The organism is Arthrobacter sp. P1_A5 (genome assembly GCF_056406825.1).
In genome coordinates this window covers 1-8406 of sequence record NZ_JBFTZL010000160.1, presented here as the reverse complement: position 1 = coordinate 8406, position 8406 = coordinate 1, and the positions used below count along the sequence as shown (strand labels likewise).

General features: G+C 64.5%; 5 protein-coding genes and 1 pseudogene. All 6 read right to left on the bottom strand.

The window, feature by feature from the left end; translation table 11 throughout:
- Nucleotides 1-489: 489 nt before the first annotated feature.
- A complete protein-coding gene (locus tag AC1D1S_RS16860) occupies nucleotides 490-1896 on the bottom strand; it encodes an FAD-binding oxidoreductase (protein WP_476994985.1) in 1407 nt (468 codons plus the stop codon).
- 75 nt (nucleotides 1897-1971) lie between these two features.
- The gene (locus AC1D1S_RS16855) at nucleotides 1972-5238 is read right to left on the bottom strand and encodes a BTAD domain-containing putative transcriptional regulator (RefSeq protein ID WP_476994984.1); all 3267 of its coding nucleotides are present in this window, start codon (nucleotides 5236-5238) and stop codon (nucleotides 1972-1974) included.
- Between the two features lie 218 nt (nucleotides 5239-5456).
- Nucleotides 5457-5888, bottom strand: coding sequence for a DUF1003 domain-containing protein (locus AC1D1S_RS16850; RefSeq protein WP_476994983.1), 432 nt, complete (start codon nucleotides 5886-5888; stop codon nucleotides 5457-5459).
- A gap of 258 nt (nucleotides 5889-6146) precedes the next feature.
- Nucleotides 6147-6410, bottom strand: a complete 264-nt coding sequence (locus tag AC1D1S_RS16845) for a winged helix-turn-helix domain-containing protein (protein WP_368859391.1) — start codon at nucleotides 6408-6410, stop codon at nucleotides 6147-6149.
- Between the two features lie 101 nt (nucleotides 6411-6511).
- Nucleotides 6512-7813, bottom strand: coding sequence for a dicarboxylate/amino acid:cation symporter (locus AC1D1S_RS16840; RefSeq protein ID WP_476994982.1), 1302 nt, complete (start codon nucleotides 7811-7813; stop codon nucleotides 6512-6514).
- Nucleotides 7814-8020: 207 nt separating this feature from the next.
- Nucleotides 8021-8406: pseudogene (gene aspA, locus AC1D1S_RS16835) on the bottom strand (aspartate ammonia-lyase); the annotation flags it as partial.

Sequence of the window (8406 nt, the reverse complement as noted above, 5' to 3'; positions counted from 1 at the left end):
CTTCGAGACCAAGCTCGGGGAGGAGAACGGACAGGCCTTGGGCTATTACCTCATCCTGGGCGTCTGCAATCCCGCCCTGGCCCAACGCGCTCTTGGGGGGAGGGCTCGTTCCCGTTTGTCCGGCCAAGAGGGGTGTGCACGTTGTCCACACCGGAGTGMGTTTCCTGCCGTTGCTGCCTTGTGGCTCGCACCTTGCCTGCTTCCCACGAGACGGGCAGGAAGACCCCTCCGGAAACCCGGCGATCTTCCTGCCTCAAGTCACGCAACTTCAGGTTTGGGGGTTTGCTGGGTGCAGCGGGCCCATCCGCGGCGTCAATGTTGGTGAAATTGGTACCCTTTTGATGATTGAGAAATTGAGCGGTCGCAACACCCCGGCAACTGACCGGCGTTGCCGGTCAGTTGCCGGGGGATCGAGGTGCCTCTGGCGCCGGCTGTCAGGTTGCTTCCCGATCCTCGCTCGATCATCCACTCCTCACGCAGGCAGTGCTGTCACACCGTGGGGGCGATGTTCTGGTTCAACCGGAATAGATTGGTGGGGTCGTATTCGTTTTTCAGTTCCACGAGCCGCCGGTAAGTTTCCGCCGGGTACGAAGCCCGGACGAGCGCCGTATTCGCTTCACCTGTGAAATTCACGTAGGCCGTCACATCCGGACCGAGCGCGGACGTCACGCCCCGGGCCCATTCGACGACGTCCGCGAAGCCTTCCGCCGTCGGCGTGCGCGCAACAACATTGACGATGAATTCCTGGTCGCGGAGTGCGAAGGCCGTGGCTTCGGCCGGAACCCGGCCGACTGCGCCGCCAAGGTGGTGCAGGTGAATCTGCGTCATGGCGCTGGGCAATGCCGCAAACGAGTCCAGCAGCACGCGCACGGACGCGTCGTCGGCAGCGCGCAGAAATGCCGAGCGGAAATAGTTGTGCACGCCCCGCGGGTACAGCGGATCGAGCGCCTGCTGCCACCCCGCGTACGGGTTGGCCGCGAACACATCGGCGATGACCGTGCCCAATGACCGGAAGGGCGCGGTGGCGGCCTCGCCGGCATCGAGATCGCCGGACCAGCACCCTCCCACAGCGATGACTGGCTTGCCGTGCACTGATTCAGGCAGGAACGGGACCGGTGGCGCCATGGTCATGTTGACCAGCGTGGTCAGCTCATCGGGGGCCGCCGCGCAGGCCGCCCGATAGCCGCGCAACACCTGCTCCGCCTCTTCTGCGGGGTAGAAAACCAGGCCGGAAAGGACGATGGGCCCCACTTCGTGCAATTGATACTCGAAGGACGTCACCACACCGAAATTGCCGCCGCCGCCGCGCAGCCCCCAGAACAAATCGGGGTGCTCATCGGCACTGGCGTGAATAAACTGCCCGTCAGCAGTGACGACGTCGGCCCCGACCAGGTTGTCGCTGGCCAGCCCGTGCTTGCGCACGAGCCAGCCGATGCCGCCGCCGGTGGTGAAGCCGGCGATGCCGGTCGAGGACACCAGGCCACCGGTCACCGCTAGCCCGAATTGCTGGGTCTCTGCATCCACGTCCTTCCAGGTACACCCTGCCTGTGCCGCCACGCGGCGGCGGGCAGGGTTCACCTGGACCCCCTTCATCAGCGAAAGGTCCAGCACGATACCGTCGTCGACGGTGGAAAACCCGGGGATCGAATGGCCACCGCCGCGAACCGACAACGGCAACCCCTCGCTGCGCGCGAGATCGACCGTGCGGATCACATCTGCCACACCCGCACAGCGTGCGATGAGCGTCGGGCGCCGGTCGTGGGCCCCGTTCCAGATGCGTCGTTCGTGGTCGTAGTCAGCGTCCCCTGGCCGGACGACCGTGCCGCGCAGCCCGGCGGCGAACTCGGCGATGGTGGCCTCTCCGATGCGGGTCGGCCTAGTCTGCGTCGTTGTCACGATGCGTTCCTCCTGATTGCTGTTTGTTTGTCAGATCCATTTGTCAGATCCAGGAATCACGCTAGTGAACCGTACTCAACGAGCACTCAACGCCGTCTCAACATCATCATCCGAGTCCCGCCTACGCAGGGCGGCCAGCCGCTGACCGGCGATGAGGCATCTCGTTCGGTCGAAAATCGCCCCAGCCCTGTCAATTTCGCGGGCCGCCCGATGCGGGTCGCCGAGCTCGTTGGAAAGCTCTGCCACCATCAACCGTTGCCAGCCCGTGTGTCGCCGCCATGGGGCGACCTYTTCCGCTGCCTGCCTGTACATTTCCCGCGCTGCCCGGACCTCCCCGGAGATCAGTTCGGCGGCGCCGAGAATGGTCAGCGTGGCGCCCATCCCCACCTGATCTCCCGCGGACTCGAACCCTGAAAGGCAACGCCGAGCGTCCGTCAGGCCGCGGTCGATATCACCACCCATGGCGCGGAGCAGGGCGATATTAATCTCGGTCAGCAGCTCGCCGCGTCGGTCGCCCAAGCCGAGCCGAAGCTCCCGCGCCAAGGAAAGAGCCTCATCGGCCGCGCTGTGGTCGCCACAGTCGCGCAGAATGCAGCCAAGTTGGTGAAGTGTTTGCGCCCTCGCCAGGTCATCTCCTAACTCGGCGAAATGTTCGGCTGCATCCGTGATGACGGATATCGCAGACGGCGTGTCTCGCGAAAGCCTGGCCGCGTAGCCGATCGCGGACAGCACGTAGCCTTTGGCTTGGATAACGCCAACCCGACGGCCCAACAGCAGGGTCTCCTCGACGCAGGGGACCAACCGACCGGCGATCGGGATCAGTTGCAGGCTGGGAGTGATCACCGGCAGGAAGGGTGGGGTGCTGGTCTCAGACTGTGCGAGTTCGCTCAGGCAGGTGTTTAGGTGACGGGCGGCGAGTGGTCCGTCCTCCCGGGACAACGCGCACTGGCCGAGCAGCCAACTGCTGGCAGCGCAATGTTCGGGTCTGCCAACCTCGAATGCCTCGGTGTGCACGTCGGCTGCCAGCTGTTCGGCCTCGTCCAAGTCGAAAGTGCTCCAGGCGAGCGAGGTCTCAATGAGCCGGGCCATCGCCACCTCGTCGGGGTTGCCGATCTCCCGCATGATTGCCAGGGCCTCCGCGCCGAGCGCCCGATGCCGGTCGCCGCGGCCCTGCCGGCTGTCCAGCCCGGTCAGGCCGATCAGAGCAGCCGCGCGAGGCCGGGTCGAGTCGGGGGCCACCGCCAAGGCTCGCTCCACCCAACGTGCTCCCTCGACCGCGTGACCGCGGAGGAACCAGAACCGCCACAGGCTGGCCGCGAGCCGGAGCGCGGTCTCGGGCTCGTGGGCGCATGACCAGCGCAACGCAGCGCGCAGGTTGTCGTGCTCGCGGTCGAGCAACTTCGGCTGTTCGATGACCACCCCGGTGGCCCGTTCGGGATTGTGGGATTCGGCGACGGCAAGGAAGTAGGCGCAATGCGCAGCCGCCAGTTGAGCCGCCTCACCTGCATGATCGAGATTCTCTTGGCCAAACTGGCGGACCGTCTCCAATTGCCGGTATCGGGTCCCGGCGCCCCTCCTTTCGGTGACCACCAAAGACTTGTCCACCAGCTTGGCCAACAGGTCGAGCAGTTCGATCTGCTGGAGGGGCGCGTCAGCGCAGACTGCTACCACAGCGTCGAGGGTGAAACCACCCGCGAACACAGACAGCCGGCGCAGCAGAACCTGTTCCGGTTTGGTGAGCAGTTCGTGGCTCCATTCCAAGGTGCCACGCAGCGTCTGGTGCCGCGTGACGCCGCTGGTTCCGCCGCCGAGCATGGACAAAGCATCGCCCAATCCCTGGACGATCTCGGCGGGTTCGAGTACGGCGGTTCTGGCCGCGGCCAATTCCAGGGCCAGCGGCATCCCGTCGAGCCGTCGGCACAACTCTGTCACTCCCTGCGCGTTGTCGGCGTCGAGCGCGAAACCCGGCCGGACCTGCGCTGCACGCTCAACGAAAAGCCGGACAGAGGGCAGACGGCCCAGCACGGCCAGGTCGGGAGCTTCGGTCCGCAGGGCCGAGGGCAGGGGCAATGACGGCACCCGGTAGGTGTACTCCCCGTCGGCATGGAGTGGCTCCCGGCTGGTTGCGAGCACTCTAACCCCAGGGGATCCGTCCAGTAGCGCGACGACGAGATGCGCACATGCCGCGAGCAGGTGTTCGCAGTTGTCCAGCACGAGGAGCAGCGAGCGTCGCCGCAGTTGGTCGACCAGCGCTTGCACGCGGCTTGGTGCCGCGCCGGAATCCAACCCGAGGACCTCGGCTACGGCATCGGCCACCAGCAGCGACTCCCCAACGGCCGCGAGGTCAACGAACCAGACTCCGTCCACGTAGTCAGGACGAACTCTCTTCGCGGCCTCCAATGCCAGTCTGGTTTTGCCGCTGCCGCCAGCCCCGGTGAGGGTGAGCAGGCGAGCATGGCCCATCAGCCGCTGGACGTCAACGAGCTCACGCTCGCGCCCGATGAAGCTTGTCAACGGGGATGGCAGATAACCGATGGCATCGTCTTTGCCGGTCACGCCGGCGGGCCGGTGGAGGCGTTCCTCGGACGGCGAGCCGGTCAACAGCTCGCGAAACAGTCCCACCGTCCGGGTGTCCGGGTCGGTCCCGAACGCGTCGAGGAGTTCGTCGACCAGCCGCTCATATCGTGCCAATGCTTCCGACCGCCGGCCCATCCCGGCCAGCACCACCATCTGCGCGCGCACGGCTCCCTCGTGGACGGGATCGGATTCGAGCGCATGGGTGAGGATGACCAACGCTTCCTCCGGTGCGCGCTGCGCCACCGTGGACRCCAGTTTCACCAGTACCTCGAGATGGATTTCCTGGAGCTCATCGCGGCGTGTCGTCAGCCAATCCGCATCCGGCAGCTCCGGCACAAGATCACCACTGTACAAGTCGGCCGCATCGCGCAGGCTTGCCTCGACACCTGCAGCCAACGCTGCCACGGCCGAACGCTCGAACTGCAGGACATCGACATCGACCGGGCCAGTGTCATCCAGCACGACCACTTCACCGCGGATGACGAGGAGCCCGTCGCTGCCGGCTCCAGCGCTAGCGAGCGCACGGCGGGCGACGTACAGGGTCTGATGCAGATTCCGTGCGGCGGCCGCCGGCTCCATGTCAGGCCACAGACGGTCCAGTACCTGCTCGCGACGGCCACGCTGACCACGCGCCAGCGCCAGCATTGCCACCACGGCCTTCGCCTTCTGCAGCCGCCAGTGGCTGTTCTCGACGGCGTTCCCGTTGACGTACACGATGAACGAGCCGAGAAGCTGGATGCGCAACCCGCTTTGGGTAGGCCTCATGGTTCTTCAGTATCCGCTCGCCAACCGGCGTTGTCGAACGACGAAATTTCCCACACGCRCCCTGCCTGGGCTCACTCTGTGAGCGGCCCATCAGTAGCAAGCAAACCACCAGAACCACAGCAGTCAATCGCCCCGTCCGGCTCGATTCCGACAACCACCGCCGCCGGCACACTGCCCTGGGAAGTCGCCATAAACCTCGGCGTCTCTGTACCTACCCTCTACCGGTGCGTCCCGGCAGCGGACGCGGGCAAGGTTCTGAGTTGCTGAAGTTCGCGGAGAATCTCCAACTGCTGGCAATTAATGTCCATCAGGAGATCGATCTCTTCCTTGGACTTCAGGTTCGTAGTGTAGTCATGCTGGGCCATGGCCCCGGCGATGGCATCTTGGCGTTTGGCGGCGATGAGCAGAATTGCTCCCTGCAGACCGGCCAGCATAGACAGAAAGAGGTTAAGAAGTATGTAGGGGTACGGATCCCAGGCATGGGTCGCCAGCGCCCAGGTGTTTATGGCGGCCCAGACCAGCATGAAGGCGATGAAACCTCCCACGAAAGGCCAGCTCCCCATCCCGTTTCGCATGAGGTCCGCGGCCTGCTGCCCGCGGGTGAGGGAAGCCTTGTGCTTGTCGTGCCAGGTGTTCGGTTCTCCGGTCATCCTCCACCCTAACCAGACCCGGCGGCTGGGACCTGCTTCTCCGTTAGTCTGCGCCATGAGTCCTAACCCTCCGGTGCCGTCGGATCTCCCGGCACCTGCCTGGCGCCGCGATTGCGGCACCGTGACCTAAGCCCGGCATGCTGCACGATCTTTCGGTCCTGAAACTGCGAGGTTGGTTAGGGGACAGGACATGAGATTCCGGCCGTAAAGACACGGCGGACGACGGCGGGAGGTCCCGCCGTCGTCAGCGCTGTCCGGCTAGGAGGCGGGGTCCGTTTTTCCAGGGGCGAGACCGTAGAAGGGCGTGAAACGACCCCTGGCTCCGGGGGAAATGTTGGAACGGACGATCGAAGCGCTCTCCAGCGCTGCCAAATGGTATCTGACTGCGCCTCGCGAGGACGCGATACCGTCGCTGATGTCAGCTACTTTGCTTGCCCCATGGTTTGCCAGGTAGTCGATGATTTGTGATTTGATCGGTGCGTTTCTCGCTCTTTTCGTCCGCTCAATGCGGTGCGCGTCCATCGGGCTCTGGACTTCAAAGTCGGCTGTCATTGGCGATGGCCTTTCATCCGGTGTGAGGGTAGGTTCGCTGGTTGAAAATTGGTTAGCCGAGCGGGATCCGGTCAGTGCCTCGAAACGAGCTCAGGCTCCCTGCTGTCTTCAGTGACTTCCGCGTCTTGGGAGGCTTCCGCGCGTGACGCTTCGAGGAGGGACGTGGACTTGTCGTGGTTCCGGCCGATCACCGCCGTGGCGATGGCATTTCCCAGGATGTTGGTGGCGGTGCGCCCCATGTCCAGGAGCTGGTCGATCACCAGCAGGACACCAATTCCGGCGGCGGGGATGCCGAAGGCAGGGACCACGGCGGCTACGACGACGAGTGACCCGCGTGGCACGCCGGCCATGCCCTTGCTGCTGAGCAGGAGCATTGCGGTAATCGCGATCTGCTGGCCAAGGTCCATGTCGATGCCGTAGGCGTTGATCAGGAAGACCGACGCGAAGGTCATGTACATCATGGAACCGTCCACGTTGAACGAGTAACCCAGGGGCAGCACGAAACCGGTGGTGCGCTTTTCGATGCCGAACTTGGTCAGGCCTTCAATGAGCTTGGGCAGGGCGGCTTCACTGCTGGAGGTGGCGAACGCGATGACCATGGGTTCGCGCACTATCCGGACCAGGCGGAAGGCGGCCCGTCCGAGGAAGGCGACGGCGACGCCGACCATGATGACCCACAGGGCCGAGAGAGACACATAGAACCCGCCGATGAACGACGCGTAGGTGGCAAACGCATCGAGACCTTGGGAGGTGAAGGCCGCTGCGATGCCGGCGAAAACGCCGACGGGCGCCGCCAGCATCACATACCCGGTGACCTTCAGCATGACGCCCATCAGTTCGTCGATGGCATCGGCGATGGAGGAGCGGCCCTTCTTCCGAAGGTTCAGCAGGGCGATGCCGAAGAGGGCGCCGAATACGAGGATCTGAAGGGGGTTGTTTTCGGTCAGTGCGGCGAAGACGCTCGTGGGGATGATGTGGGTGATGAACGCCTGGTAATCGAGGGGCTTCGTTTCCATCCCCGCGTCGCCTCCTGGCATCAGGTGGAGCCCGTTACCGACGTTGAGTACATGGGCCGTGATGAAGCCAAACGCGCCCACCAGGACGGAGGCGGACAGGAACCAGATCATTGAGCGGCCAAAGAGCTTGCCCACGCCGGCGGATTTGGCCGCTCCTGCGATGCCGGAGACGAGGGTGGCGAAGATCAGCGGGGCAATGATCATTTTGATGAGGTTCAGGAACATGTGCGTCACGGTGTCGAGGACCGCCACGACGGATTCGCGTGTGTCCACCGGCAGCAGCCCGTGGAAGAGCAGACCGCTGAGGATTCCGAACAGGAGCGCTGCCAGGATCCACATCGTTGATTTGTTTTTCATAGTCAGTCCTTGGGTAGAGGCCGGGTTGGTGGCCCGGTGCTGGAACGGTCCTCGTCATCGAGTTCCGTTTTCTCTGTAGTCGATCGGGTTTTTGGGCACGACGGCGTGCCCCTTGCTCCCTGGTCGGGCGGGGTCGTCGGTCTGGGGGTGGGCCCACTACCGCAGGGTTCCCTAACCGAGCTTGCGAGGTTAGGGAGCGGTTGGGGATTATTTGGTGAGGTTGGCCAGGCGGTGCGGGCTGAGGAGTTCGGTGAGCTGCTCGTCGGTGAGCAGGCCGTGTTCGAGCACGAGTTCCGCGACGCCCTTGCCGGTGGCGAGGGCTTCCTGGGCGATGGCCGTGGCTGTGGCGTAGCCCAGTTGCGGGTTCAGGGCGGTGACGAGGCCGATGGATTGTTCGACGGTGAGGCGGAGGTGTTCGGTGTTGGCGGTGATGCCCCGGATGCAGCGGGCCGTGAGGGTGCGGCAGGCGGCTTCGAGGTGGGAGATGCTCTTGTGGAGGCTGTGGACGATGATGGGTTCGAAGGCGTTGAGCTGGAGCTGGCCGGCCTCGGCGGCCATGGTGATGGTGATGTCGTTGCCGATTACCTCGTAGG